We start from the raw sequence: 24,975 nt of genomic DNA on the forward strand, positions 1-24,975 counted from the left end.
TTAGTTCATTAAAACCAATGGATCCTGCCGCAGCAAATGGACCAAGGCAGTATATAATTGTGGATGATAATTTTTGAATTCTAGACTCCGTTCAAAAAAACTTTCTACTGCTACGGCGAAAAATTCATGCTCATTTAATCCTGCACTTTCTCTGAAAAAACTGGAAGAGCCACTTCGGATTTTTTCAAGTTCATTTGGCACCCATTGATTGTAATTTGCCCAGGATTGAGGGCTAAATTCCTGCTCATTGTCGGTATGAATCCAATTGGCCAACTTCAAGGCATGTGCAACTTCATGAATCCCCACATTTAACCCATCCGAGGGATTCGCTAATCCTTCTACAAAACATTTCCACGAGACGACGATTAGGCCATGTTTTGGATTGACCTCGCCTCGATGATAGACTTGATTGACTGTGCTGAAATAGGTATTAGGATAAACCAAAACGGTGTGAAAGTGAGCTAATCGAAGATTTTTCCAACCGAAGATTACCATCGTGATAGTTGCTCCTATCAGAATTTCCATTTCCTCAGTTACTTCTTCCAATCCACCTCTGGCTACAAATTTTTTCGTGGAAAGAATCGTTTCCAACTTTTCCAAAAACTCCTTTCGATGGATAGGCTTCAGTTTTGAAAAATAGGGAAAATGGGCATCTAAAAATCGAATCTCCTGAGGCGTAACTTTTCTTGGAAAAAGCCTCCAACGAGCTTCATTTATAAACTGGATTAATAAATAGCTAGACAACATTAAGAAACAAAAATGGCAACCACCTAAAGTAGTTGCCATTTTCTAGAAAATCAACGTTGATCCTTATCGAGCATAATTCACTGCTCGCATCTCGCGAATTACAGTTACTTTGATTTGCCCAGGATACTGCATTTCTTTTTCGATTTTTTGGGAGATGTCGAAGGAAAGTTTGCCAGCCTTCTGATCATCTACACTGTCAGCGTCCACCAAAATTCTGAGTTCGCGTCCAGCCTGCATTGCAAAGCACTTATTAACCCCATCAAAATTCAAAGCTAACTCCTCAAGCTCTTTGAGGCGCTTCACATAGCTATCCATAATTTCTCTACGGGCTCCAGGACGAGAACCAGAAATCGCATCAGAAGCCTGAACGATTGGAGAAATCATCGAAGTCATTTCGATTTCATCGTGGTGAGCACCGATTGCATTGCAAATTTCAGGATGTTCTTTGTACCGCTTGGCTAGCTCCATACCCAGGATAGCGTGAGGCAATTCTTGCTCTTCCGGCCAAACCTTTCCAATATCGTGCAATAAGCCAGCTCGTTTTGCCAGCTTGGCATTTAGGCCCATTTCCGCAGCCATAGTTGCTGCCAACTTCGCCACTTCTCTTGAGTGTTGTAGTAGATTCTGTCCGTAAGAAGATCGGAATCTCATACGACCTACCATCTTGATCAATTCAGGATGAAGCCCATGGATTCCCAAATCAATACAAGTTCTTTCACCGATTTCTACGATTTCTTCCTCGATGTTTTTCTCGGTCTTTGCTACCACTTCCTCAATTCTGGCTGGGTGAATTCGACCATCCTGAACTAATCGATGAAGAGAAAGTCTCGCGATCTCTCTTCGTACCGGATCAAAGCCAGAAATAATGATGGCTTCCGGCGTATCATCAACTACGATTTCAACCCCAGTAGCTGCTTCAAGGGCCCGGATATTTCTGCCCTCACGTCCGATGATTTTACCTTTGATATCGTCACTTTCGATATTAAATACGGACACACAATTTTCGACCGCATGTTCCGTAGCAGTTCGCTGGATTGTATCCAAGACGATTTTTTTCGCCTGCTTGGTCGCAGTGAGTTTCGCCTCATCTAGGATGTCTTTGATCTGAGAAGATGCCTTGGTTTGAGCCTCCTCAGTCAACATGGAAATCAATTGCTCCCTAGCCTCTTCTCGAGTCATCCCGGCAATTTTTTCCAGATCAGCAATTCGCTGATTGGTCACTCGATCCAATTCTTCTTTTTTAACCTGGACTGCATGAAGCTGCGCGTTTAGGTTCTCCTTCTTACTGTCAAGTTCAGCTTCTTTTCGCTTGAGTTGCTCCTGATCTTTGGAAACTTGTTGCTGGAGTTGTTTGACTTTGTTTTCGTTGGTGATGATGATGTTTTTCTTGTTGCTCATCTCCTCATCAAACTCAGCCTTCATTTTCAGGAATTTTTCCTTTGCTTCAAGGATTCGATCTTTTTTGATCGCTTCAGCATTTACTTCGGCTTCACGAAGCATGGATTTCACCCGCTCTTTCGTCTCCTCCTCAAGTTTTGCATGTTTATTTTTGATAAAAAAGCCCGCCAAAGCGGCACCCCCACCAAGCCCCGCTAGGGCTGCAAGGATGATAAATAGTACGTCTGCCATAGGTATATTATATATGTATTCCACCTACCGGCCTCAAAATCCCAAGAAATGAGCAGAAATCAATAATCAAATCGCCTTGGTCAACAAAGCGGAAATATGGGAAAGACTTCGCTGAATGTGCTCGGAGTCTTCCGAATTGACTTCATTGGTTTCTAATGATTCAACCATGCAGTCAAAGGCTACCATAGCCAACAAATCTGTGGAGTCATCTAAGCCAAACTCTGCTTTATATCTCCTCAATTTTTCATTTATCAATTTCCCAGCATGTCTAATCTTTGCCTCATCTTGAGGTTTGACTCGCATGGGATATTCCCTATCTCCGATTTTCACTCTGATGGCCAGCGTCTCCATATCATTCGGATAGGTAGGTGATCAAATGATCGATTTCTTGTATATAATTATTGATTAAGTCACTCATTTCAGTGGCATCCTCAGGATTCACCGGTCGGTTGTCCACAATGTTACTAATTTTAATTTTATTTTTAAAATGATCGATTTCCTGCTCTTTTTGTTCTAATTCCAACTCCAAAATCGCCAATCGGGCCTTTAACTGCTCATTTTCAGCAGTTACCCATTCGATCTTTTTGCTGACTTGAACAGCTAATTTTTCCAGTTTTTGCAGTTCCTCGTGTATCATGATCAACTTCTGATTACAGCGCCCACTTGTTCTTGAAACGCCTTCATCAATTTACTCATTGTATGATCAATAACCTTGTCCGTTAGTGTATTTTCTTGATCTTGAAGAATAAAGCTTAAGGCATAGGCTTTTTTCCCTGCATCAATTTTATCTCCTTGATACACGTCAAATACTCCAATTCGCTTCACTAATTTGCCTCCTGCTTTTTCAGCGATTGCTTTGACTTGACTATAGCTGGTCGTTTTGTCAATCACTAGCGATAAGTCTCTTCGAACCTCAGGGAATTTTGAAATCTCCTGATATTTTTTGAGTCCAGATGCCTTTTTGGTTAACAAATCCCAATCCAGATCCGCATACCACACATCCTGACGAACTTCCGCCAGTTTCAGCATTTTTTCATCCACCAGTCCTAAACGTCCAATTTCCTTTTCTCCCAATTTTAAAATCAAACCGTAAGAAAAAGGTGCAGATTCGATCACGTCCATTGCAGAAGGTTCAATATTCAACCGCTCAAGAATCCGTTCCACAGCTGCAAACAAATCAGAAAATGCAAAAGACTTCGCTGGCTCGATCCAACTTTCCAAACTTCTATTCCCTGAATGGAAAATAGCCAGTCGCCGACCTTCTTTATAGCCTGATTCCGATTTTTGATAGACTGTTCCAAATTCGAAGGCTCGAATATCTGATTGCTTTCGGTTGATATTATGCGCCATGACCTCCAATCCTGAAAAAAGCAAAGTCTGACGCATCACACCCAAATCCTCACTTAGCTTGTTGTAAATTTCAACACCTTGAGCTGGGTCAAGAAAGCCTGACTTCTCCGCATATTGTGGCTTTGTCAAGCTATTTGTAATCAATTCAAAATACCCCAACCCGGCTAGCATTTCGGTCATGCGATATTGAAGCTTATTGAGATCCTTCACAGGATGATCCGCGAGAAAATCAGTGCTTAATTTTTCAGACAGTTCTACCTGATGGAAGCCATGAATTCTCAAAATTTCTTCAATAATGTCTGCCTCCCGAGTCACGTCTACACGGTATGGTTTTACTCGAGCTGTAAATCCAATTTCAGTTTCATTTTCCAATTGGATATCTAAACTTTCCAAGATGGTTTTTACTTCCGAAGGGTCGATTTTTTTACCAATCAGACGATTGATGTGAGCATATTCTACTTCCACTACAAAGTCTTTGATCGGATTTGGATAAAGATCAATCAGTTCTGAGGCAACCTTTCCTCCGGCGATTTCTTGTAGCAATTCCACTGCGCGCTGCAATGCATATACAGGCATATTGGGATCAGTTCCTCGCTCAAATCGGAATGATGCATCCGTTTTCAATCCATGAAACTGAGAGCCTTTTCGAATTATATCTGGGGAGAAATAGGCGGATTCAAGGAAAATCGTTTGGGTTTGATCACTCACTCCAGAACCTTTACCTCCAAAAACTCCAGCAATACACAATCCTCCTTTAGTATCGCAAATCATCAACTCATCGCCAGAAAGCTTACGTTCCTTTTCATCCAAAGTGACAAAAGAAGTGCCTTTGGAAAGTTTTCCTACCGTGATTTTACCATCAGTAATCTTTTCTGCATCGAAGGCATGTAAAGGCTGACCAAGGTCGTGAAGGATAAAGTTGGTAATGTCCACCACGTTGTTAATTGGTTCAAGCCCGAGCGAGCGGAGGAAGTTCTGGAGCCATTGAGGAGAAGGAGCGACTTTTAAGTCTGTCACAACAATGCCCGCATACCGTGGACAATCCTCTGGATTTTGGACCTCTACTGAAATAGAGGTGCCTTGAGTCTCTTTAGCTAATTCTTTTCCCTCAGGTAAACATATCGAACGATGAAGCAAGGCCTTTAAATCCCTTGCTACCCCCAAATGGGAGGCTGCATCTGCCCGATTTGGTGTTAAACCGATTTCCAAAATATGATCCTGGCTCACCTCGAAATAATCTTTTGCTGGTGTTCCATTTGGAAGGTCAGTGTTCAAAACCATAATTCCGGCATGGGAAGTACCGATTCCAATTTCATCCTCCGCACAAATCATTCCCTCAGATACTTGACCTCGGATTTTTGCTTTTTTAATTTCAAAAGGTTCCCCTTGGGTCGGATACAATTTTGCACCTACAGTGGCTACTACTACTTTTTGACCAGCTGCGACATTGGATGCACCACAGACAATCTGCGAAGGAGCTTCTAACCCGATGTCCACAGTAGTGATAGAAAGCTTATCTGCATCGGGATGTTTCTCACAAGTAAGAACCTCTCCGATCACGATTCCTTCCAATCCTCCGGGCACAGAAACAAATTCCTCCACTGCTTCTACTTCTAATCCAGAACGGGTCAACAGAGCTGCAATTTCTTCAGGACTTTCCGTCAGCGAAATGTATTGTTTGAGTCGATTAATCGAGATTTTCATAAGAATATTAGTCCGGAATTTATCCGAATTTTAATGTAAAAAGGTGCGAAAGGCACCTTTTGAAATCAAGTTTGGCAAATTTAAAAGAATTGAAGGAGGGCAGGGTTATTTCCCATAATTTTTCTCCCCTGCTTCTATAGGAATAGTCAATAGGTTTTCCTTTGGTGGAAGCGGACAAGCATAATCCGGATTGTAAGCACAATAGGGATTGTACGCTAAATTAAAATCAATTGTAATGCTGGTTTTCCCATCCTGACGGGCATTGATATATCGCCCTCCACCGTAGGTTTGATTCCCGCTTGTTTCGTCGGCAAATGCCAAAAAGAAATTTCGCATATCGGTTTCTTTAACCGATTGGAGGAGCAAGAGCTTATTGGTCTGACCATTTAATTCAAACTCTGCATAGGAATGCTCGATGTATCTTTCCTTTGATCCATCAGTCATCGATAACTCTCTCACTTTTTTAGCTTCTATTGGAATCAGCCTTGCTTTAACCTTGTAAGCAGGATTGATCGGGTAGAAGGTAAGCGTTTGTAAATTTTGCTTTTGAGACTCCGTGAGTGGAGATTCTACATTGAATCGAATGAATTTAAATTGTCGCTCACGTTCTTTTTCTATTTTCTCAACATAAGCTTCTGGACTTTCAGCCGCAGTAAACATATAACCTACTGCGACTACAATAACCAAACTGATTAGGATCAAAATGATTCGACTGGACTTCACGGGTGATGAATTTTGATTTGTCTAACTAAAGCCGTTTCTAAGCGAAAGCGACTTACTCAAATGATTGAAGATTATAGAATCCCCTCATCTGCGAAGCTAAAATAACCATGATCTGCGAAAATGAGATGGTCGATCACGGTCAAATCCATATCCCTTCCGATTTTAACCAAACGTTGGGTCAATTTTTTGTCTTGCTCGGAGGGAGAAAGGTTGCCGCTGGGATGATTATGCACCAAAATCATCGAATGCGCCATGTGCTCTAATGCCACTCGAAAAACGACCTTTGGATCTACAACAGTTCCCGCTGTACCGCCTTGACTAATGAGATGTTTTTTGATCACTTGATTGCTTCTGCTTAGTAAGATCAGATAGAAATGCTCCACAACTTCATCATAAAGCTCGGCACGCATCAAATCATAGGCATCTCGGGAGGAAGTGATTTTAGGCTTGACGGGAACCTCTTGATCTTTCCTTCGTCTTCCCAGTTCGAGTGCACTTACAATGGCAATGGCTTTTGCTTCACCTATTCCCTTAAATTTCATCAAATCGTGAATGGATAACCGCGCAAGTGTAGCCAAATCGTGGCCGCTATGCCTTAAAATCATTCGGGAAAGATCTACTGCGCTCATTGTCCTTGTACCCGACCCGATCAAAATTGCAATTAATTCGGCATCTGTAAGTGCAGATTTTCCTTTGAGCAGTAGCTTTTCTCTAGGCCGATCCTCCTCTGCGAGTTCGGAAATTTTGGTTGAAAAAGATGAGTCCATAGTTTTGAAAAATAATCAAACTAAAACTACAGATTATTCTAAAATAAAAAAACCCTGCCAAGTGACAGGGTTTATGATTTTCAAAGAGTTGCGATTACGCCAAAGAGCTAACGAATCTAGCTAATTTTGATTTTTTGTTGCTGGCGTTGTTTTTGTGAATCACATTTTTCTTAGCCAGCTTATCCAGCATAGAAGAAACTTTTTGGAAAAGCTCCATTGCTTCTACTTTGTCTGTAGCCGCTTTCAATCTTTTGATGAAAGTTCTGGTAGTCTTGGCTTGGTATCTGTTTCTCAAACGCTTTGCTTCGTTTGCACGAATTCTTTTCAGAGCTGATTTATGATTTGCCATATGCTTAAGTAATTTCTTTGTTCCCCTATTCTGAATTGGAGTGCAAAGTTATTGTAAATAATTAATTCTGCCAAAGGAATTTAAAACATTCCTCCCTGTCAGTAGTTTTGCCAAATCGAAAAATTCGGCAATTGTCTAAAAACAGGCCTCAAAGATACTATTTTTTAATCCTTTCAACTGAATTATTTTGATTATTTTCCCTAATGAAAATTTTTATCCTGTTTAGTTCATTTTTATTTTCTGGTATTGTTGGCCCTGTTTTTTGGGGGTTTTACGCTCATACTCTGATCAATAAACAGGCTGTTTATTCCTTGCCACCAGAAATGATGGTCCTTTTCAAAAAGGAATTATCCTTTATTTCTGAAAAAGCAGTCAATCCTGATCGAAGGAGATATGCGGTAAAAGGCGAGGCAGAAAAGCATTACATTGATTTAGACCATTATGGAGATAGCGCACTTTATATGCTTCCTACCTATTGGCCAGAGGCTATTCAAAAAATCCCTGAAGATTCGCTTCGAGCCAATGGCATTGGACCTTGGTCCGCCTATATCACATTCCTTAGCCTAACCAAAGCCTTCGAGCAAAAAAATAAAGCCGCAATCCTACGACTTTCCGCAGACCTTGGACATTACTTGGGTGATTTAAACGTGCCGCTTCATACCACCAAAAATTACAATGGTCAACTCACTGGTCAGGATGGGATTCATGGATTTTGGGAAAGTAGAATTCCCGAACTTCTTGCCAAAAATTATTCCTTCTGGGTAGGGAAGGCAGAATATATCGAAAAACCACAGTTCGCTATTTGGGAGGCCGTTGCTGCTTCTCATTCCATGGTTGACAGTGTATTATCAATCGAAAAGGAACTTACCGCCCATTTTCCAGAGGATCAAAAATACAGCTATGAGGAGCGAAATGGACTTACGGTGAGGGTTTATTCCCGGGATTTCACCACAGCTTATGCTTTGGCTTTGGACCATCAAGTCGAAAGGCAAATGAGAAAATCCATTAAAATGATCGCCGATTTTTGGTACACGGCATGGATTAATGCCGGTCAACCTGAACTTCATTCTTTGGACCAAGTGATAATTGAGGAAGAAAAATTAACGCCGGATTCGAGGTTGAAAGTTAGAGATCATTGAATTCAGAAGTATGAAGTAAGAAAGCTGAAACTAGCCGCCGAAAATATCACGGATTAAGACCTACAAACAAGCACAAAGAAGTTTGCTTTGGAAATTATCAAGCTTGTTTCAGACCTTCCAAAAATTATAGCCGGTTTTGAACTTGGCAAGCAGTTAATAAGATCTAGCACTTCAGTGGGGGCGAATTATAGATCTTCACAACGAGGACGTTCACGTGCTGAGTTTATTTCAAAATTATCCTTAGTCCAGGAAGAGGCTGATGAATCCGTATTTTGGTTAGAACTCATATTAGAATCAAACCTATTACCCGCCGAACGAGTAAGTCCCTGTCTTAAAGAAGCTAATGAGCTTACATCAATATTTACGACCATGGTCATCAATGCTAAAAGAAACTCCTAGCCAAGTTTCAGCTTTCTGAATTTAGATTTCTGAATTCAAAGTATCTCAAGAATTTAAATACTTCCGAATCGCCCTACCCAGCCTTTCAAACGTGTCTTTGAAAACCTCCTCATTTTCTTCTAAAAGTGTCACGCGAAATCCTCTTAAATCTGAACAAAAGGAAGAAATTGGTACCACGCAGATACGCTCGGAAGCTAACAAATAGTACACAAACCGCTTATCCAAAGGCATTGTCGAATCGCTAAGCCAAGAATCTAATAATTTTTGAAGACGTTCGTCCTCTATTGGAAGGGTTTGATTAGGAGTTAAAAGCCTCTCATCAAAAACGATCGTATTGTAAAATGCTCCTTGAGTTGGGTTAAATTTTATCCCCTCTATTGACCCCAATATTTCACTCATCCACTCACTTCTTTTTCCAATTTGAGCATTCGCCTCCTCTCGGTAAGCATGGTATTCTGGATGACTCATGATTCTCGGAATAGCCAATTGGGGCAGTATGGTGGAACACACTTCAATCATTTTGGCATTCTCAAGAGTCTGACAAAGCTTTGAAAATTCCTGGGAGGATTCTCTATTGTAAAATTCCATCCATCCACATCTTGCTCCTGGCCATGGAAATTCCTTGGAAATCCCTTTTAGAGAAATTGCTGGCCGGCTTCCAATTACCTCAGCTAAGGCAACTGCTTTAATGCCATTATAGGTGATGTTCTGGTAGATTTCATCCGCAATCAGAAGAAGACTAAACTCCTCAGCGATTTTCACAAAGCCTTCTAAAACTTCCTTGGGATACACCATTCCCGTTGGATTATCAGGATTAATAATCAAAATACCCACGATGGAAGGATTATACTTTACCTTCATATACAGGTCTTCCATATCAGGTAGCCACTGATTATCCGGATCCAGTTTATAGGTAATAGGAGCCGTGTTGGCATGGGCAGCCTCTGCAGAGCTATGGGTAGAATAAGCAGGAGACGGCCCAATGATCCGCGCAGTAGGAATCAAAAATTGATACAATTTGGCGATAGCATCACCTAATCCATTGAAGAAAAGAATATCCTCAGCCGTAATTTGAGTCCCTTCTTTTTCATTGTTTAGCTGGGCCAAAAACTTACGGGTTTCCAAAACACCTTTGGAATCTGCGTATCCGTAGGTTTTATCTTCTTTGAGCAAATCGGCGATGATTGCCTTCATCCAATCAGGCACGTGGTTACTTTTTTGGATGGGGTCACCGATATTTTCCCAAGTCATGGGATAGCCGAGAGCTTCGATTTGCCGGGCTTTTTTTACAATACCTCGGATTTCGTAATTCAATTCTTCTGCTCCGGGTCTGAGGAGTAGCTGTCTCATAGGTCAATAGGCTGGTTTGGAAAAAATTCCGCTACAAAGTAAGGGAAAAGCAAATTGATATTTCAGGATTCGGCCAAAAACCAAAACAATAGAACAAGAAAAATGATATCATTCTAAACCTTCAAATCTGCAGATCGTTTGGGTACACTTATTTCCCTTTTGGGAAACGAACAGAAGCAATCTTAACTTACCGTCAAATAACTATTCCAGTGGTTCTTACTCGAATTCTACTCTTCTTGATCTTTCTTTCCTTGATTGATTGGTATACCTACCAAGCATTTAAAACAGCCTTTCCTTCCCAAACATGGATCAAGATTGGGTATTGGATTTTTTCATTTTTGGTCTATTCCTTTATTGTTTACGGATTTCTAACCTTCAGTCGAGAGAACATGAATCCAAATTTTGGAACTATGGTTTCCCTGATGATTTTGTCCTTGGTTCCCAAACTGATTATTCTCACCCTCCTTTTCGGTGAGGATCTTCTTCGGTTTATTACAGGAAGTTTTAAAGCAATTTCGGGTAGCCGTCAAGGGGACTTTTTACCCGATCGTCGGAAATTCATCAGCCAAACGGCTCTGGTCCTATCAGCTATTCCCTTTGTAGGAATCCTTCATGGTGTCCTGATCGGGAAATACCGATATCGGGTTATGAAACATACGTTGGAATTTGAGGATTTGCCGGAGGAGTTTGATGGGTTTACCATCACTCAGATTTCGGATATCCATTCTGGTAGTTTTGATGATAAAAAGAAACTAGAATACGGTATTGACCTAATCAACCAGCAAAACTCAGACGTCATTTTATTCACGGGGGATTTGGTCAATAATCACGCTGGGGAAATGGAGCCTTGGGTGGAAACATTTAAAAAACTCCATGCTCCAATGGGTAAATATTCGATTTTGGGAAACCATGACTATGGAGACTACATGTACTGGCCCAGCCAGGAGGCAAAGGCTGAAAATCTAAAGCGCTTATTTCAGGTACAGGAAGAACTTGGATTTAAACTGCTTCGAAATGAGCATGTCAAAATCCGAAAAGAAGGCGCAAGCATCGACCTAATCGGGGTTGAAAACTGGGGAAAAGGATTTGCGCAATACGGAGACTTGGCCAAAGCTGCCGCCGATCTTTCTGCTGAAAGTTTTAAAATCCTGATGAGTCACGATCCTTCCCACTTTGACGAAGAAGTAAAGAAATTTGCGCACCATATCCACCTTACGTTGAGTGGACATACACACGGGATGCAGTTTGGTATAGAGATTCCGGGCTGGATCAAATGGAGTCCTTCTTCCCTTCGCTATCCCAAATGGGCTGGATTATATGAGGAAATGGGTAAGTTTCTCCATGTAAATCGGGGATTTGGATTCTTGGCATTTCCGGGAAGAGTTGGTATTTGGCCGGAGATTACGGTGCTGGAGTTGAAGAGAAAAAAGGGCTAATCCTAGATTATAAAATCGATTCAATAGCTTGTACTGCTGAAACATAATATTGTGTATTGGCAATACAAGCTTTTTTTAATTACACTGATTTCCAATAATTTAAATTAGAAAGATAATTTTTTTCGACTAATGGCCTTTCTGTATCAAAAAGGCATTTTCTTCAAAACAACTTTACTCTAGTCCTATTCTTTAAGATCAAATCCACAAGGATTATTTTCATTCAGATTCTTAAACCATTAATGAAAGCTGATTTGAATCCCCAAACTTCCCTGAATATCTGTAGCCCGCCTTACATAACTTCTATCGGACTGATTGATGATAATCTCACTGCCATTTAATCCCCCATATCCTCCTCTTACTATTAGGTTGACATCATAAACCCCGTTTTTATCCTTTATAAGGACATAGGATAGTCCTAACCCTCCGAAAAGACGGTTATAATTTAGAATAAATCTGGAAGGGCTTTCTCCATGAATCAATTGTAATAGCCCAAATCCCAGTTCAGGACTCACCATAAATCTTCTGTGAAGGTGGAATGTGTGGTAAATTAAAACACCGCTCTCTTTAAATCGCGCATCCTCGAATATCCCCCCCAGGAAATTATTTTCAAGGACTGAAGCACTCTGATTTAGGGTATAAAGCCCAATTCCTGGGTAACCACCGATTCGTGCATTTATCCTGAGGTTATATCCTATTCCTAATTGATATGCGTATCCTAAAAATGAGCCCTTTCCAAAATCTCTATTGACCAGTTCCAAGGTTGGTTCTATCATCAGCCTACCTTTGCCCGGGTTCTTATTTGAGTCCAACTCTTGGGAATAAGCCACTTGAAACGCCATTAAAAACAACGCCAAAACGTAGCAAAATATATTTTTCATTTTTCCACAGCGGTTAAATCACCCAATGACACTACTCCGAAAGCATCTCGCTCGGATGAGAATACCTCCGTGTAATTCCTAAAGTTCTTTTCCCCATTAAAATCAATCTCGAACCTATAAGGCGGTTTGATCTGCAAATAGTAGAAGTTGTTAAAATTTTTTGAGGGAACAACAAACCTGAATCTTCCGGACAAATCGGTCCTCACCGTATAAATGGAGGAAATTGAAACAGGATTTTGAAAATCAGTAAAATCCAACTCCTGCGTCAAAACCAGCTCGACTCCAGAAATAGGCTGACCAGATTCATTCACCAGTCTTCCAGAAAAAGTATCAAAACTGTCATGAATAAATTCCTGACAACCATTGAATAAAAAAGCCAGAAACAAAACAACCAAGTGATCTATCTTTCTCATCTTCTCTTTACCCCAAATAAATTCCATCCAAAAATGCCATTTTTTATTACCCTTGAAGAAACCCCATACAAAAACTCTAACTCTTCATTTTGAGCTAAAATATTCCCTGTTTAATTCAGGCGCCCCCCTCCAAAGACGCGATTAGGTATTGATATAAACGTATAAGAATTAGAATTATAAACCTGAACGGACTTTTGCAAAATCATTTGATTGGATTTTACTTATTCATCCCCTTTTTTCAACCCAGACCTTAAAACCAATCCCTGCGAAATCACAGTCAATCCCATCGCAATTGCTGTGAAATTTGGGATGTTATCCCTTCCCTCCATCCAAAAACCGCTATGCCACAAAGACAAACCACCGATGACAAATGCGGCTAGGATCAAAACCAAATGAAAATACTTTCTCCTTTTACTCATCTGAAAGAAAACTAATTCTAAAGTAATAACTCAAAAGTTTTTTAGAAACACAAAGCCCCTCGACGATTTCTCTTCGAGGGGCTTTGTGTTTAACTCTTATGTAAAGCTTGAATATCGCCTTGGACAACACTCATACTGACAATCTGAATACCGCAAACTGGGACTTCTTACTATTTCAAGTTTTTATAACGAATCCTTTTCGGAGTCAAATCACCCAATCGCTTCTTCTTGTTTTCCTCGTAATCGGAGAAGTTGCCTTCGAACCAATAGACCTGAGAGTCGCCTTCAAAAGCCAAGATATGGGTACAGATTCGATCCAGGAACCAACGGTCGTGAGAGATAATCACCGCACAACCACCGAAGTTTTCCAAAGCTTCTTCCAAAGCCCGTAGTGTATTCACATCGAGATCGTTGGTAGGCTCATCAAGTAGGAGCAAGTTTCCGCCTTCTTTTAGGGTGATAGCCAAATGAACTCGGTTACGCTCACCACCAGAAAGTACGCCTACTTTTTTCTCCTGATCTGAACCGGCAAAGTTAAACTTGGACACATAAGCCCTTGAATTGACTTCCTTGTTTCCCAACTTCATCAACTCATTTCCTCCTGAGATCAATTGGTAAACCGTCTTGTTTGGATCAAGCTGATCATGCTCCTGATCGACATAAGCTAGTTTTACAGTTTCTCCAACTTCAAAATTTCCAGAATCTGGTTTTTCTTGTCCAGTAATCAATTTGAAAAGAGTTGTTTTACCGGCACCGTTTGGTCCGATGATACCAACGATTCCACCTTGAGGCAAAGAGAAGCTGAGATTTTCAAAAAGCAATTTGTCTCCATAAGCTTTGGAGACATTATTCACTTCAATCACCTTTGCTCCTAATCTTGGTCCCGGAGGAATGAAAAGCTCGAGTTTGGCTTCTTTTTCCTTTGCTTCCTCACCGACAAGTTTGTCATACGCATTCAAACGCGCTTTTCCTTTGGATTGACGCGCCTTGGGTGACATTCGAATCCATTCCAATTCCCGCTCAAGAGTTTTTTGACGCTTTGACTCCGTCTTTTCTTCTTGCTTCAATCGGTTTTGCTTTTGATCTAACCAAGAAGAATAGTTTCCTTTCCATGGAATGCCTTCACCACGATCAAGTTCAAGAATCCAACCGGCAACATTGTCCAAGAAATAGCGGTCGTGGGTTACGGCAATGACCGTTCCTTTGTAATTCTGTAAGTGCTGCTCCAACCAATGCACAGATTCCGCATCAAGGTGGTTGGTAGGTTCATCAAGCAAAAGCACGTCCGGCTCCTGAAGAAGTAGTCTACATAGAGCTACCCGTCTTTTTTCTCCTCCGGAAAGGTTAGCCACATTGGCATCTGCGGGAGGAAGACGAAGAGCGTCCATCGCTTTGTCCAGCATCACATCCAATTCCCATGCATTGGCTGCATCCAGTTTTTCCTGAACTTCTCCTTGGCGGGTAATCAACTTGTCCATCGCATCAGGATCTTCCATTAAGGCAGGATCCATGAATTTCTCGTTGATTTCTTCAAATTCTTTGAGCAAAGCCACAGTCCCTGCTACGGCCTCTTCCACCACTTCTTTGACTGTCTTGGTAGGGTCGAGTTTTGGCTCCTGCTCAAGCATCCCGACGGTGTATCCAGGTGACCAAACGACCTCTCCCAAAAATTCTTTGTCCATCCCGGCAATAATCCGCAACAAGGATGACTTACCAGATCCATTTAGACCTAAGACGCCGATTTTGGCTCCGTAAAAAAATGAGAGGTAAATATCTTTTAGAACCTTTTTCTGAGGGGGATAGATTTTGGATACTCCCGCCATCGAAAAGATGATTTTTTCTGAGCTCATGGGTTGTTTTTAACTTGTTCTGACTGAATCGGCAAAGATGGCAAAAATATCCCTTTCTTAGGATAAGTGCGCTGTAATTGATTATTTTGCGCAAAATTGAGAACAACCACCTATAACCTATTGCAGTGAGATGGAACATCCCTATGGATATATTAAAGACGGTAAGGTCTTTTTAAAAGGATTTTTGGGCAAACCCGATCGGGAAATCGGTGAAGTAAAGGAAGACGAAACCTCTACTCTCAATTATTTTGAAGCACGATTTGAGCAAATTAAAGATAAGGTAGCCAAGCTGAAGGCAGATATTCAGGAAAACCAAAACAAGGGTTCTTTCTTGATGAAGCTTATTCACCTTCGTGACTCACTTTTTGAATCTGATGCCTTGGGTGATTTTATACCACTCATCGAAGAACTCAACGAGCAAGAAGCCTATCTGAATGAAATCATCCAATCCAATAGAACTAAAAATCTTGAGGTCAAGAAAGGGTTGATTCTGGAGGCAGAAGCCATGAAGAATGACACCGATTGGAAGGAGACTGCTGAAAAATTCAAAGAATTAAAACTCCGCTGGATCAAAACCGGTCCTGTCGATAAGGAAATCCACGAAGAAATTGAGAAAGAATTTAACGATGCGGTGCAGACATTCTTTGAAAACCGTCGTCATTTCTTCGAAGGACTCGCACTACAAGCTGAAGAGAATATCAAAGTGTATGAGGCGCTAGTCGTGCAAGCAAGAGAAGCGCATGATCTTCCAGATGCCAAAATGGCTTTTGAGATTTCAAAACGAATCCAAAAAGAATGGAAGGAGGCTGGCAAAGTGCCTGCTGAAAAGAGACAGCCTCTTTGGGATGAGTTTTCAAAATTGAATAACCGCATATTCTCACGATACAAACGAGGATTAAATCCAGGACCACAAATGCATCCTCGTGAAGTCCTGAAAAAAATTGAGGCTATGGTGGAGGAATTGAAAAAAATGGCCCATCAGCCAAGTTCATTTCAGATCACCTCAAGGGCAAAGGCGATTCAAGAAGATTGGAAAAAACTGCCACAGCGAAAACCAAAGGAAGCCAACCTCCCGGCGCGCTCCTACCAGTTTTTCATGGACATCATTTTCGAAAAAGCCTTTTTGGAAAAACTCTCCCATAGTAAGTACGAGGACTTTGATCAGAAGCCAATAACCGAGCAAAATCAGATCAAATCATCGATTCTAAAAGATCTTCTTCACCGAGATCAAACCGAACTGGAGACCATGCAAAGCAATTCCGAAAACTTCAGGGTACAGACTCCTGACTTCGAAATGATGATGCGCAAAAAACTTTCTGGCCTCAAAAGAAAAGTAGATGTAAAAAACTATATTTTGAAGCAACTTTCTCCTCGATAATGAGTAGAAACTACTTATCAAAAAAATCCGTATTCTTGCAACCTTAAAAATCCGGAACACCTTTAAAATTAACGCTATGTACTGGACACTTGAACTAGCTTCCTATCTTGAGGACGCTCCTTGGCCAGCCACCAAGGATGAGCTTATTGATTATGCCATCCGATCTGGCGCCCCACTTGAAGTAGTGGAAAACCTTCAAGAGCTCGAAGACGACGGAGAGCCTTACGAGACCATCGAAGAAATCTGGCCGGATTACCCGACTAAGGATGATTTCTTCTTTAATGAAGACGAATATTAATTGTAAAACCCCGGAAATCCGGGGTTTTACTTTTTACAGGCCTAGCACTTGCTTGAGTCGGGAATATCCAGTTTTGCTAACTGGCACTTTTTGCATAGTTCGGAGTTTGACAAAATAGCTATCCCGTTCGTAGGGCTCAATCCCTGAGATTTCTTGAATATTCACCATAAAGGATCGGTGAACCCTTGCAAATCGTGCAGGATCTAAACTTTCCTCAAGATGCTTCATGGTCATTTTTTTCAAAAATTTACCCGAAGCCGTATGAATTCCGATGTAATCATCCTCCGCCTCAAAATAAATCACTTCCTGTACAGGAATTACTTTGATGTCATTTTTGACTCTTACCACCAGTCTATTATTCTTTTCGGCTAATAAGTGAGCGTCAGGATCAGCCTCTTTTTCTGGTTCTTTCTCCGAAAAAGAAAGAAATCTATCTATAGCCTGGGCAAATCTATCTTTTGAAAATGGCTTCAACAGATAATCTAACGCTTTGGCATCAAATGCCTTTAGCGCGTACTGGTCAAACGCCGTGGTAAAAATAACCGCTGGAGGTTCTTCCAAGAGTTCGAGCATTTCAAATCCGGTGATTTTGGGCATTTGAACATCTAAAAAGATCAAGTCAGGCTGATGCAAATGAATGGCCTTGAGTCCTTCAAATCCATCATGACAGACTTGGACTACTTCTACTTCTGCGTAATTCCGCAAAAACTCTTGGATTATCCCAGCCGCAAGGGGCTCATCATCTATAATTATTGCTTTAATCATTGAAACTGTGGGATCTTTAATTCGACACTGAATCGACCATCGGAATGTTCCTTTTTCAACAAATCATTCCGACCAAATAATAAATATAATCGCCGCTCCACCGAGCTAAGGCCAAAGCCTGTTCCCGCTTCGGTGGTCACTTCCGAATCGTAAGGGTTTGAAATTCGGACTATCAAATACTTTTCTTGTTCATGCGCTGAAAGGTCAATCCCAACTTCACCTGTCACCCCATACAAGCCATACTTTATCGCATTTTCCAAAAGTGGCTGAATCAGCAATGGAGGAATTTTAGCACCTAGTACTTTTTCGTTAATGGTCATCGAAACTTGCAATCGGTGTCCAAATCGAACCTTTTCAATTTCCAGATACATTCTCAAATAATCCAACTCCTCCTGAAGGGAAATTTTTGTGGTGGTATCTTTTCGGATGGTACCTCTCAGGAAATCAGAAAGTAAAATCACCATTTCTCTTGCCTTTTCAGGCTGAGCTACCACCAAAGCATTAATGGAATTGAGGCTATTGAACAAAAAATGAGGCTGAAGTTGCTGTCGCAGTTGAGCCAATTCAGCGTCTTTAGACAATTGAAGCATTTTTGCTTCCCGTTTATTTAGCTCCTCCTGCTGTTCAATTTTGGAGACGGCTAAGGCCAGAAAAGCAATCAATTGATCGGCTAACCCTAAAACCATCCATCTTAGGTTCCGGCTATTTTCTAACAGCTCCCAATAGACTGTTTCCTCTTCAAACCACCATTTTAGGAGAAACTGATGAGTCCAAATACTTAAGCTACTGAGCGCCACTGGAACCAAAAAAACTAACCACAGATTTTTCCCTTTTGGAGAAAAAAGTCCAAAAACCCGATCCAAAATCCAGATTCCTCCGACGAAAAGCAGTGAAAAGAAGAACCCATCGGTTAATGCGATTTCGGATTCTATCCCGCTGGAATCGAGTAAAAAGAAAGTCCCCGAAAGCCAGATTATTCCGGCTCCGGGGAGGATTAATTTACCAAGATTAGGATTTGAAAAAGCGTTAAAAAGCAAGGCTAGGAGTAGTTAATAGTTGGTTTAAGGTCGTTAAAAGGATTTAATTTCCAAACCTCCAAAAAGAATCGTTCCCTTGAGAATGACCACTTTGGTGGTATCAACTCCGCCTTCACGGAAAAATCGCTTGTCTTCCAATCCGGCTGCAATATTGGTCACCTCGGTACGAACATCCCAGTGAGGAGGCACGACCATTTTGACTCCACCGAAAATGATATCCACTTGAATGGTCACCACTCCATTGAAATCCGACTGACTTAAATCTATATCTGCACCCCCAAAGGCTGCTGTGATTTTTCCACCTTGAAAATTTTTGGTCATCATTCGTCGATTGACACCACTGAAAATCGCGTCAATATTCAATCGATCTGCAAAAGAAGTTCCGGTAGTACGAGTAAATCCTTCTCCAGAATTTTTGCTTGTGCCTTCATTTTCATCGACCACTTTTGCCTCTTCTACTTTACTCGAAGAGAAAGAGCTTGTTGATGAATTAGATCGATTTTTCTCCCAGCTGTTTCGTATCTCATCCAACACGCGATTTTCACGCTTTTTCTGAGTTACCAAATAAATCCCAAGGATAATCAATCCGACAGGCCAGATGTATTGTCCTAGCCCAAAGTCGAAATCAAATTCATTTCGAAGGAGAAAATAACTACCAATAAATAAAGTTACCGCTCCAAAGAAACTTCTAAACTCATGTTTGATAAGTGTAAAAGTACCTACTGCAATTAAAATCATCGGCCAAGAAAGAACCCAGCCAGGAATGAAAAATCCAAGCTTTCGAAGGAGGAGAATCACACCTATAAAAATGATTATGATCCCAAATACAATCGAGCCGTCATTGTTTTTGTGTTTGTAAGGTTTCATGATGTTGTTGTTTAAAATGATGATCAAAACTACTTTCTAACCATCTCCCTTACTATATTCAATAGGCGACTACTCCCAAAAAGTCGGTAAACCCCGTAATCGAGTCGGTGAAAATTCAATTTAATCTTCAGAATCTTTCTGCTGTCGGTAAAAAAGAAAGTCCCCATACTCTAAATCCTCAGGGGTGGTGATTTTAATATTCTCCGGATTCCCCTCAAAAAGAGTCACTTGCCAGCCCATAGCTTCATAAACAGTCGCATCATCGGTAAATTGATCTGACTCTGGCGTTAAAAATGCCTGTTTGATTTTCTCCAACTGAAAAGTTTGGGGTGTTTGAACCAACCGAAATACTTGACGATCCTGGAATTCACTACCACCGTCACTGGAAACTTTTCGGATCGAATCTTTCAGTGAAATAACAGGGATAGCACTTCCTTGGGCTTCTGCAATTCTAAAGCTTTCTTGAATCACTTTCTTAGAAACGAATGGTCGGACTCCATCATGAATGGCAACGACTCCCCGATCAAAGTTCACGGCATTCAATCCATTTTTGACCGATTGAAATCGTGAAGCACCGCCAGCTACGATTCGATGAGAAAGATCAAAACGAAACTCTTGGCATAACTCTTCCCAAAGTAAAAATTGATCTTGGGGGAGAACGAGTATCAGGTCAAGCTTCGGTTCTGCCTGTAGAAAAGCCTTAATCGTATGCATAAGAACAGGGAGTCCTCCGATTTCCAAAAACTGCTTGGATCGGGCTGTGCCCATTCGGGTTCCTTTTCCTCCAGCTACAAGAATTGCTGCCTTATTCATACGGTAGAGTTTTCCAGCTTTAAACTTTTTTCTATTCCAAACCCAAATGTAGGATGTAAATGAAAAAGGCTCCGTTTGGAGCCTTTAGAAATTTTAGAGAATCAACATTGCATCTCCGTAGGAGAAGAAACGATATTTTTCTTTCACAGCTTCCTTGTAAGCCTTCATGATCAAATCATATCCTCCAAAAGCTGATGCGGTCATCAATAAAGTAGACTCTGGCAAATGGAAATTAGTGATCAACGAGTTTGCAATTTTAAAGTCATAAGGAGGAATGATAAACTTATCCGTCCAGCCATTGCTCGCCTTCAATCTACCTCCAGCAGTTACAGAAGATTCTACGGTTTTCAAAGAAGTTGTACCCACAGCTACCACTCGTTTTTTGGCATCAAGTGCCTCATTGACCAATTCGACAGTTTTTTGAGGAATATCATAATTCTCTGAATCCATTTTATGCTTGGTCAAGTCTTCGACGTCCACTTGTCTAAATGTTCCAAGACCCACGTGTAAGGTAATCGGAGTAACCTCCACGCCTTTCAATTCCAAACGCTTCAATAATTGCGGCGTAAAATGCAAACCTGCAGTTGGAGCGGCTACTGCTCCTACATTCTTGGCAAAAACGGTCTGATATCTATCGCGATCTTCTGGCTCGATTTTTCTTTCGATAAATTCCTTCAACAATGGAGTCTCACCCAAAGAGTCGATGGTTTTTTGGAATTCTTCCTCATTGCCATCAAACAAAAATCGGATCGTTCGTCCACGAGAGGTGGTGTTATCAATTACCTCGGCAACCAAGTCGCTGTCTCCAAAGTAAAGTTTATTTCCTACACGGATTTTTCGAGCAGGATCAACTAAAACGTCCCAAAGCCTTAACTCAGGATTCAATTCTCTGAGCAAGAAAACTTCAATTTTAGCTCCTGTCTTCTCCTTATTTCCATAAAGACGGGCAGGAAAGACCTTCGTATCATTAGTAACAAAAACATCCCCCTCACCGAAATATTCGAGGATATCTTTAAATGTACGATGTTCGATTTCTCCCGTTTTTCGGTGGACAACCATCAGACGGGATTCGTCTCGATTATCTGTTGGATAGAGGGCGATAAGTTTTTTTGGAACGTCAAATTTGAAATCTGATAATTTCATATGGGCGGTTTATGAGTCTCTTTGTTTTGTAACTCTGTGATTTGCTTTAAAAAATGCAAAGTTAATAACAATAATGCCCAAATTCAGCTAACTTGACAAATTGTTTTAACCAACTATTAAAGGTATGCTGTTTTTCCAATTGACTTGGGAGAGTTTCCGCTTCGCCATCACTGCTTTAAAATCCAATCTTACTCGTACTGTTTTGTCCCTTTTGGGGGTAACAGTAGGGATTTTTGCCATTATCGCCGTATTCACATTGGTGGATTCATTGGAGGGAAAAATAAAATCCTCCTTCGCATTTTTAGGCACCAATGTTATGCGGGTTGACCGCTTCCCTTTTGCTTCAGGGCCTCAAGATTATCCTTGGTGGAAGTATTTTCAACGACCTCCCGGAACTTTTGCCGAATACAAATTTTTGGAAGAGCGATTGAAAAATGCTGAAGCAGTTACCATTTCAGCATCCGCTACTGCGACTGTCCAGGCTGGATCTAACTCCTACGAAGGTGTAGCCCTTAGTGGGATTGCCTACACCTATCAAAATGTATATGAGGTGGCTCTTGAAGAAGGCAGATATTTTACCGAATCCGAAATCAATGCTTCCCGAAACCTGGCAATTGTAGGAAAGAAGATTGCCAACATTCTTTATCCAAATCAATCTGCTGTGGGTAAAGAAGTGAAAATCCGAGGCATGAAATTTACAGTAGTCGGGATTTTTGAAGAAGAGGGTGAAGGGTTTCTTGACCTACCTTCCAAAGACGAGGCTTGTCTAATTCCATATGGAGCATTTTCTAAAATGTATTACACGGGTAGGAATGGTCTTGAACCAACAATTGCCGCAAAAGGCATGGAATCTGATATTGGCTTAGTGGCCTTAGAAAATGAAATGACTGGATTGATGCGGGCTAAAAGAGGGCTTAAACCTACCCAAGAAGACAACTTTTCACTCAACAAAACAGAATTTATTCAAAACGCCATTGGTTCCATTTTCGACGTTATTTCAGTGGCTGGATGGGTTATTGGTGGATTTTCAATTCTTGTAGGAGGATTCGGAATTGCAAATATCATGTTTGTCTCCGTTCGTGAGCGAACCAATATCATCGGCATCCAAAAATCTCTCGGTGCCAAAAATTACTTTATCCTTTTCCAGTTTTTGTTTGAGGCGATGTGCTTGAGTCTCATTGGAGGCATTACTGGAATTATTTTGGTTTATCTCCTAAGTTTTATGCCATTGGGAAGTCTAGATCTAATTCTATCCTTTACCAACATCATATTGGGTCTTGGAGTCTCATCCATAATCGGGATTGTTGCCGGAATTGTACCTGCGACACTTGCTGCCCGAATGGATCCGGTGGAAGCGATTCGAACCACCTAAAATAAAAAGAGGAGGCATGAAAAATATGCCTCCTCTTTTTTTACTCCATCACATCGGATCAATCTTCCAAACCGACGGTAGGTTCAGTTGGCAATAATCCAGATGCCGCTTTGATTTTGGATTCCAATTCCTCCATCAGCTCAGGATTATCTAGCAAGAGATTTTTTACTGCATCACGACCTTGACCGAGTTTTTCTCCATTATAAGAGAACCAAGATCCTGCCTTCTTGATGATTTCCAACTCTACTCCCAAGTCAATAATCTCTCCGACCTTAGAGATTCCTTGACCATACATGATGTCAAATTCAACCACTTTGAAAGGAGGAGCCACTTTATTTTTCACTACTTTAACCCGAGTACGGTTACCCAAAATATTATCTGCACCTTCCTTGATTTGACCTACTCTTCGGATGTCAAGACGTACTGAAGCATAAAATTTAAGGGCATTACCGCCAGTGGTTGTCTCTGGATTACCAAACATCACCCCAATTTTGTCCCGAAGCTGGTTAATGAAAATACACGCACAGCCAGTTTTATTGATCGCACCGGTCAGCTTTCGAAGGGCTTGCGACATCAATCGAGCTTGAAGCCCCATTTTGCTTTCTCCCATTTCACCTTCGAGTTCACCTTTAGGAACCAATGCTGCAACAGAGTCAATCACGATAATATCTATGGCTCCAGAGCGAATCAAATGTTCAGCAATTTCCAATGCCTGTTCACCATTATCCGGCTGAGAAATCAGTAAGTTTTCAGTATCGATCCCCAGCTTTTCTGCATAAGTCTTGTCAAATGCATGTTCAGCATCAATGAAAGCCGCTAATCCCCCAGCCTTTTGAGCTTCGGCAATGCAGTGCATGGTAAGGGTAGTTTTACCAGACGATTCAGGCCCATAGATTTCGATCACTCTTCCTCTTGGAATCCCTCCAACTCCTAAGGCCATATCCAGTCCCAAAGAACCGGTGGAAATAGCTGGAATATCTTGAACTGTATTATCACTTAGCTTCATTACGGTACCCTTACCGTAAGTTTTTTCCAGCTTATCAATAGTAAGCTGCAAAGCTTTCAATTTTTCAGCGTTGCTCATTTGAGAATAGTATAAAATGGAAAATTAGTCATTAAGTTAATTATTCACCCAAGGATAACCAAAGAGTCGAGGGCTATTGTTTTGGGTTTTCAAATTTGTACTTTTAAATCCATGATTCCGCCCTTTTTTTAAGGCAAGAACAAAACTTGCAAAGTTTTTGCCACGTATTGTCACAAAAAAATATGAATCGCCTCAGCTACCTTAGTACAGTATTTTCCCTTTGGATATTTTCCACTCTAAGCCTTGCTCAGAGTAAAAATACCGCATTCACTTATGGGGAAGAGCTTCATTTCGAGGTGAGCTATGGCTGGCTTGATCTTGCAGAGGCCAAACTCCAAATTGCAAAAAGACCAATCACGGAGGGGGAAAAAGCCCATTTTAAAATTGATGCTTTTGGAAAAACAAAAGGTGCCGCTACAATTTTCGGAAGAGTAAATGACAATTGGGGAACTCATCTGGACACAGGCTCACTTTTACCTACCCTTTCCTATCGACATATCGAGGAAGGAAAGTACCGAAAACATGAGAAAGTCTATTTTGACCAAGTCAATAGAAAAGCAAAAATGGAGCTTTATGATCGAGAAAATAAATCCATCAAGGAAGTAAAAGAATTCAGCTTGCCTGGACAAGTTCAGGATTTGGTGAGTGGTTTTTACCTGCTTCGAACCATGAATTTGGCAAATCTGAAAGTTGGTGAGGAGGTTTTAATTCGTGGATTTTTCGATAAAGAAATTTATAACCTAAAATTAATATTCGAGGGCACTGAACTCTTGGAAACAAGCCTAGGAAAAAAAGAAACCTACATTTTTTCTCCACATGTCCCTAAGAATAAGCTGTTTCGTGGGGAATACCCTGTCAAAGTCTGGGTAACTAAGGATCAAAACAAAATTCCGGTGAAAATTAAGGCGAATTTGTTTGTTGGCTCCTTAAACATCGACATTGCTACCGCTAAAGGCCTGCGAAACAACTAATTAATCTTAGGAATCAATTTGCTTAACGATTCCTTAACAAAAGCATTTTTTTACCATCCTTTATCGGCAGATTCAAGACAAGTGCCAATGATTG

25 protein-coding genes and 1 pseudogene are annotated in these 24,975 nt (G+C 41.0%); 7 read left to right on the top strand and 19 right to left on the bottom strand.

Annotated elements, in window-relative coordinates; all coding sequences use genetic code 11:
• The 8 genes from AO498_RS00115 to rpsT all read right to left on the bottom strand — a co-directional run bounded on the left by AO498_RS00115 (position 1) and on the right by rpsT (position 7,269).
• Positions 1 to 786 (bottom strand): zinc-dependent peptidase, encoded by a 786-nt coding sequence (locus AO498_RS00115; protein ID WP_236778620.1) that lies wholly within the window; start codon positions 784 to 786, stop codon positions 1 to 3.
• 24 nt (positions 787 to 810) lie between these two features.
• Entirely contained in the window at positions 811 to 2,376 is a 1,566-nt protein-coding gene (rny, locus tag AO498_RS00120) for a ribonuclease Y (protein ID WP_067542001.1), read from the bottom strand.
• 66 nt (positions 2,377 to 2,442) lie between these two features.
• Positions 2,443 to 2,727: a cell division protein ZapA gene (locus AO498_RS00125; protein ID WP_067542004.1), complete on the bottom strand. Its 285-nt coding sequence runs from the start codon at positions 2,725 to 2,727 to the stop codon at positions 2,443 to 2,445.
• A gap of 1 nt (position 2,728) precedes the next feature.
• Positions 2,729 to 3,013 (bottom strand): hypothetical protein, encoded by a 285-nt coding sequence (locus AO498_RS00130; protein WP_067542007.1) that lies wholly within the window; start codon positions 3,011 to 3,013, stop codon positions 2,729 to 2,731.
• Positions 3,014 to 3,015: 2 nt separating this feature from the next.
• Positions 3,016 to 5,430, bottom strand: a complete 2,415-nt coding sequence (pheT, locus tag AO498_RS00135) for a phenylalanine--tRNA ligase subunit beta (protein WP_067542010.1) — start codon at positions 5,428 to 5,430, stop codon at positions 3,016 to 3,018.
• Positions 5,431 to 5,535: 105 nt separating this feature from the next.
• Positions 5,536 to 6,153: a DUF1684 domain-containing protein gene (locus AO498_RS00140; RefSeq protein WP_067542013.1), complete on the bottom strand. Its 618-nt coding sequence runs from the start codon at positions 6,151 to 6,153 to the stop codon at positions 5,536 to 5,538.
• Positions 6,154 to 6,224: 71 nt separating this feature from the next.
• Complete coding sequence (gene radC, locus AO498_RS00145) at positions 6,225 to 6,920, bottom strand: RadC family protein (RefSeq protein ID WP_067542016.1); 696 nt, start codon at positions 6,918 to 6,920, stop codon at positions 6,225 to 6,227.
• A gap of 94 nt (positions 6,921 to 7,014) precedes the next feature.
• Positions 7,015 to 7,269, bottom strand: a complete 255-nt coding sequence (gene rpsT / locus AO498_RS00150; RefSeq protein WP_067542019.1) for a 30S ribosomal protein S20 — start codon at positions 7,267 to 7,269, stop codon at positions 7,015 to 7,017.
• 203 nt (positions 7,270 to 7,472) lie between these two features.
• Between rpsT and AO498_RS00155 the strand changes: the two genes are divergently transcribed.
• On the top strand, positions 7,473 to 8,408 hold the full coding sequence (locus AO498_RS00155; RefSeq protein ID WP_067542022.1) for a zinc dependent phospholipase C family protein: 936 nt from the start codon (positions 7,473 to 7,475) through the stop codon (positions 8,406 to 8,408).
• Positions 8,409 to 8,489: 81 nt separating this feature from the next.
• A pseudogene (locus tag AO498_RS16915) lies at positions 8,490 to 8,807 on the top strand (four helix bundle protein); the annotation flags it as partial.
• A gap of 45 nt (positions 8,808 to 8,852) precedes the next feature.
• Here the strand turns inward: AO498_RS16915 and AO498_RS00160 are convergent.
• Positions 8,853 to 10,157 carry a pyridoxal phosphate-dependent aminotransferase gene (locus tag AO498_RS00160; protein ID WP_067542025.1) on the bottom strand — a complete coding sequence of 435 codons (1,305 nt, stop codon included), beginning with the start codon at positions 10,155 to 10,157 and terminating at the stop codon, positions 8,853 to 8,855.
• Positions 10,158 to 10,393: 236 nt separating this feature from the next.
• Between AO498_RS00160 and AO498_RS00165 the strand changes: the two genes are divergently transcribed.
• The gene (locus tag AO498_RS00165) at positions 10,394 to 11,593 is read left to right on the top strand and encodes a metallophosphoesterase (protein ID WP_236778621.1); all 1,200 of its coding nucleotides are present in this window, start codon (positions 10,394 to 10,396) and stop codon (positions 11,591 to 11,593) included.
• A gap of 236 nt (positions 11,594 to 11,829) precedes the next feature.
• Here AO498_RS00165 and AO498_RS00170 read toward each other — a convergent pair whose 3' ends face one another.
• The 4 genes from AO498_RS00170 to ettA form a co-directional block, all read right to left on the bottom strand.
• Positions 11,830 to 12,471 (bottom strand): hypothetical protein, encoded by a 642-nt coding sequence (locus AO498_RS00170; RefSeq protein WP_148660168.1) that lies wholly within the window; start codon positions 12,469 to 12,471, stop codon positions 11,830 to 11,832.
• Positions 12,468 to 12,884 (bottom strand): carboxypeptidase-like regulatory domain-containing protein, encoded by a 417-nt coding sequence (locus tag AO498_RS00175; protein WP_148660169.1) that lies wholly within the window; start codon positions 12,882 to 12,884, stop codon positions 12,468 to 12,470. The genes AO498_RS00170 and AO498_RS00175 overlap by 4 nt, the downstream gene beginning before the upstream one ends.
• A 221-nt stretch (positions 12,885 to 13,105) precedes the next feature.
• Positions 13,106 to 13,303 (bottom strand): hypothetical protein, encoded by a 198-nt coding sequence (locus AO498_RS00180; RefSeq protein ID WP_067542037.1) that lies wholly within the window; start codon positions 13,301 to 13,303, stop codon positions 13,106 to 13,108.
• Positions 13,304 to 13,473: 170 nt separating this feature from the next.
• Complete coding sequence (gene ettA / locus AO498_RS00185; RefSeq protein ID WP_067542040.1) at positions 13,474 to 15,153, bottom strand: energy-dependent translational throttle protein EttA; 1,680 nt, start codon at positions 15,151 to 15,153, stop codon at positions 13,474 to 13,476.
• A 130-nt stretch (positions 15,154 to 15,283) separates the two neighbouring features.
• Between ettA and AO498_RS00190 the strand changes: the two genes are divergently transcribed.
• A complete protein-coding gene (locus AO498_RS00190) occupies positions 15,284 to 16,531 on the top strand; it encodes a DUF349 domain-containing protein (RefSeq protein WP_067542043.1) in 1,248 nt (415 codons plus the stop codon).
• 76 nt (positions 16,532 to 16,607) lie between these two features.
• Complete coding sequence (locus AO498_RS00195) at positions 16,608 to 16,829, top strand: DUF2795 domain-containing protein (RefSeq protein WP_026952747.1); 222 nt, start codon at positions 16,608 to 16,610, stop codon at positions 16,827 to 16,829.
• 33 nt (positions 16,830 to 16,862) lie between these two features.
• Here AO498_RS00195 and AO498_RS00200 read toward each other — a convergent pair whose 3' ends face one another.
• From AO498_RS00200 to queA, 5 genes are all read right to left on the bottom strand, one after another.
• A complete protein-coding gene (locus tag AO498_RS00200) occupies positions 16,863 to 17,594 on the bottom strand; it encodes a LytR/AlgR family response regulator transcription factor (RefSeq protein WP_067542046.1) in 732 nt (243 codons plus the stop codon).
• Positions 17,591 to 18,631: a sensor histidine kinase gene (locus AO498_RS00205; RefSeq protein ID WP_236778622.1), complete on the bottom strand. Its 1,041-nt coding sequence runs from the start codon at positions 18,629 to 18,631 to the stop codon at positions 17,591 to 17,593. The genes AO498_RS00200 and AO498_RS00205 overlap by 4 nt, the downstream gene beginning before the upstream one ends.
• Before the next feature lie 33 nt (positions 18,632 to 18,664).
• Positions 18,665 to 19,498, bottom strand: coding sequence for a LiaF transmembrane domain-containing protein (locus AO498_RS00210; protein ID WP_067542050.1), 834 nt, complete (start codon positions 19,496 to 19,498; stop codon positions 18,665 to 18,667).
• Between the two features lie 120 nt (positions 19,499 to 19,618).
• On the bottom strand, positions 19,619 to 20,311 hold the full coding sequence (locus AO498_RS00215) for a 2-C-methyl-D-erythritol 4-phosphate cytidylyltransferase (protein ID WP_067542053.1): 693 nt from the start codon (positions 20,309 to 20,311) through the stop codon (positions 19,619 to 19,621).
• 93 nt (positions 20,312 to 20,404) lie between these two features.
• The gene (gene queA, locus AO498_RS00220) at positions 20,405 to 21,454 is read right to left on the bottom strand and encodes a tRNA preQ1(34) S-adenosylmethionine ribosyltransferase-isomerase QueA (RefSeq protein WP_067542056.1); all 1,050 of its coding nucleotides are present in this window, start codon (positions 21,452 to 21,454) and stop codon (positions 20,405 to 20,407) included.
• Between the two features lie 124 nt (positions 21,455 to 21,578).
• Here queA and AO498_RS00225 point away from each other — a divergent pair, with 124 nt between their 5' ends.
• Complete coding sequence (locus tag AO498_RS00225) at positions 21,579 to 22,826, top strand: ABC transporter permease (RefSeq protein ID WP_067542059.1); 1,248 nt, start codon at positions 21,579 to 21,581, stop codon at positions 22,824 to 22,826.
• Between the two features lie 58 nt (positions 22,827 to 22,884).
• Here the strand turns inward: AO498_RS00225 and recA are convergent, their stop codons facing one another.
• Positions 22,885 to 23,910, bottom strand: coding sequence for a recombinase RecA (gene recA, locus AO498_RS00230; protein ID WP_067542062.1), 1,026 nt, complete (start codon positions 23,908 to 23,910; stop codon positions 22,885 to 22,887).
• A 182-nt stretch (positions 23,911 to 24,092) separates the two neighbouring features.
• Here recA and AO498_RS00235 point away from each other — a divergent pair, with 182 nt between their 5' ends.
• On the top strand, positions 24,093 to 24,881 hold the full coding sequence (locus AO498_RS00235; RefSeq protein WP_067542065.1) for a DUF3108 domain-containing protein: 789 nt from the start codon (positions 24,093 to 24,095) through the stop codon (positions 24,879 to 24,881).
• The last annotated feature ends 94 nt before the right edge of the window (positions 24,882 to 24,975 follow it).

The organism is Algoriphagus sanaruensis (assembly GCF_001593605.1).
GTDB lineage: Bacteria > Bacteroidota > Bacteroidia > Cytophagales > Cyclobacteriaceae > Algoriphagus > Algoriphagus sanaruensis.

Excerpts from the sequence above, each read along its gene's own strand:
- AO498_RS00115 (WP_236778620.1), bottom strand. The coding sequence starts at position 786 with ATGGCAACTACTTTAGGTGGTTGCCATTTTTGTTTCTTAATGTTGTCT.
- rny (WP_067542001.1), bottom strand. The coding sequence starts at position 2,376 with ATGGCAGACGTACTATTTATCATCCTTGCAGCCCTAGCGGGGCTTGGT.
- AO498_RS00125 (WP_067542004.1), bottom strand. The coding sequence starts at position 2,727 with ATGGAGACGCTGGCCATCAGAGTGAAAATCGGAGATAGGGAATATCCC.
- AO498_RS00130 (WP_067542007.1), bottom strand. The coding sequence starts at position 3,013 with ATGATACACGAGGAACTGCAAAAACTGGAAAAATTAGCTGTTCAAGTC.
- pheT (WP_067542010.1), bottom strand. The coding sequence starts at position 5,430 with ATGAAAATCTCGATTAATCGACTCAAACAATACATTTCGCTGACGGAA.
- radC (WP_067542016.1), bottom strand. The coding sequence starts at position 6,920 with ATGGACTCATCTTTTTCAACCAAAATTTCCGAACTCGCAGAGGAGGAT.
- rpsT (WP_067542019.1), bottom strand. The coding sequence starts at position 7,269 with ATGGCAAATCATAAATCAGCTCTGAAAAGAATTCGTGCAAACGAAGCA.
- AO498_RS00155 (WP_067542022.1), top strand. The coding sequence starts at position 7,473 with ATGAAAATTTTTATCCTGTTTAGTTCATTTTTATTTTCTGGTATTGTT.
- AO498_RS00160 (WP_067542025.1), bottom strand. The coding sequence starts at position 10,157 with ATGAGACAGCTACTCCTCAGACCCGGAGCAGAAGAATTGAATTACGAA.
- AO498_RS00170 (WP_148660168.1), bottom strand. The coding sequence starts at position 12,471 with ATGAAAAATATATTTTGCTACGTTTTGGCGTTGTTTTTAATGGCGTTT.
- AO498_RS00175 (WP_148660169.1), bottom strand. The coding sequence starts at position 12,884 with ATGAGAAAGATAGATCACTTGGTTGTTTTGTTTCTGGCTTTTTTATTC.
- AO498_RS00180 (WP_067542037.1), bottom strand. The coding sequence starts at position 13,303 with ATGAGTAAAAGGAGAAAGTATTTTCATTTGGTTTTGATCCTAGCCGCA.
- ettA (WP_067542040.1), bottom strand. The coding sequence starts at position 15,153 with ATGAGCTCAGAAAAAATCATCTTTTCGATGGCGGGAGTATCCAAAATC.
- AO498_RS00190 (WP_067542043.1), top strand. The coding sequence starts at position 15,284 with ATGGAACATCCCTATGGATATATTAAAGACGGTAAGGTCTTTTTAAAA.
- AO498_RS00195 (WP_026952747.1), top strand. The coding sequence starts at position 16,608 with ATGTACTGGACACTTGAACTAGCTTCCTATCTTGAGGACGCTCCTTGG.
- AO498_RS00200 (WP_067542046.1), bottom strand. The coding sequence starts at position 17,594 with ATGATTAAAGCAATAATTATAGATGATGAGCCCCTTGCGGCTGGGATA.
- AO498_RS00210 (WP_067542050.1), bottom strand. The coding sequence starts at position 19,498 with ATGAAACCTTACAAACACAAAAACAATGACGGCTCGATTGTATTTGGG.
- AO498_RS00215 (WP_067542053.1), bottom strand. The coding sequence starts at position 20,311 with ATGAATAAGGCAGCAATTCTTGTAGCTGGAGGAAAAGGAACCCGAATG.
- queA (WP_067542056.1), bottom strand. The coding sequence starts at position 21,454 with ATGAAATTATCAGATTTCAAATTTGACGTTCCAAAAAAACTTATCGCC.
- AO498_RS00225 (WP_067542059.1), top strand. The coding sequence starts at position 21,579 with ATGCTGTTTTTCCAATTGACTTGGGAGAGTTTCCGCTTCGCCATCACT.
- recA (WP_067542062.1), bottom strand. The coding sequence starts at position 23,910 with ATGAGCAACGCTGAAAAATTGAAAGCTTTGCAGCTTACTATTGATAAG.
- AO498_RS00235 (WP_067542065.1), top strand. The coding sequence starts at position 24,093 with ATGAATCGCCTCAGCTACCTTAGTACAGTATTTTCCCTTTGGATATTT.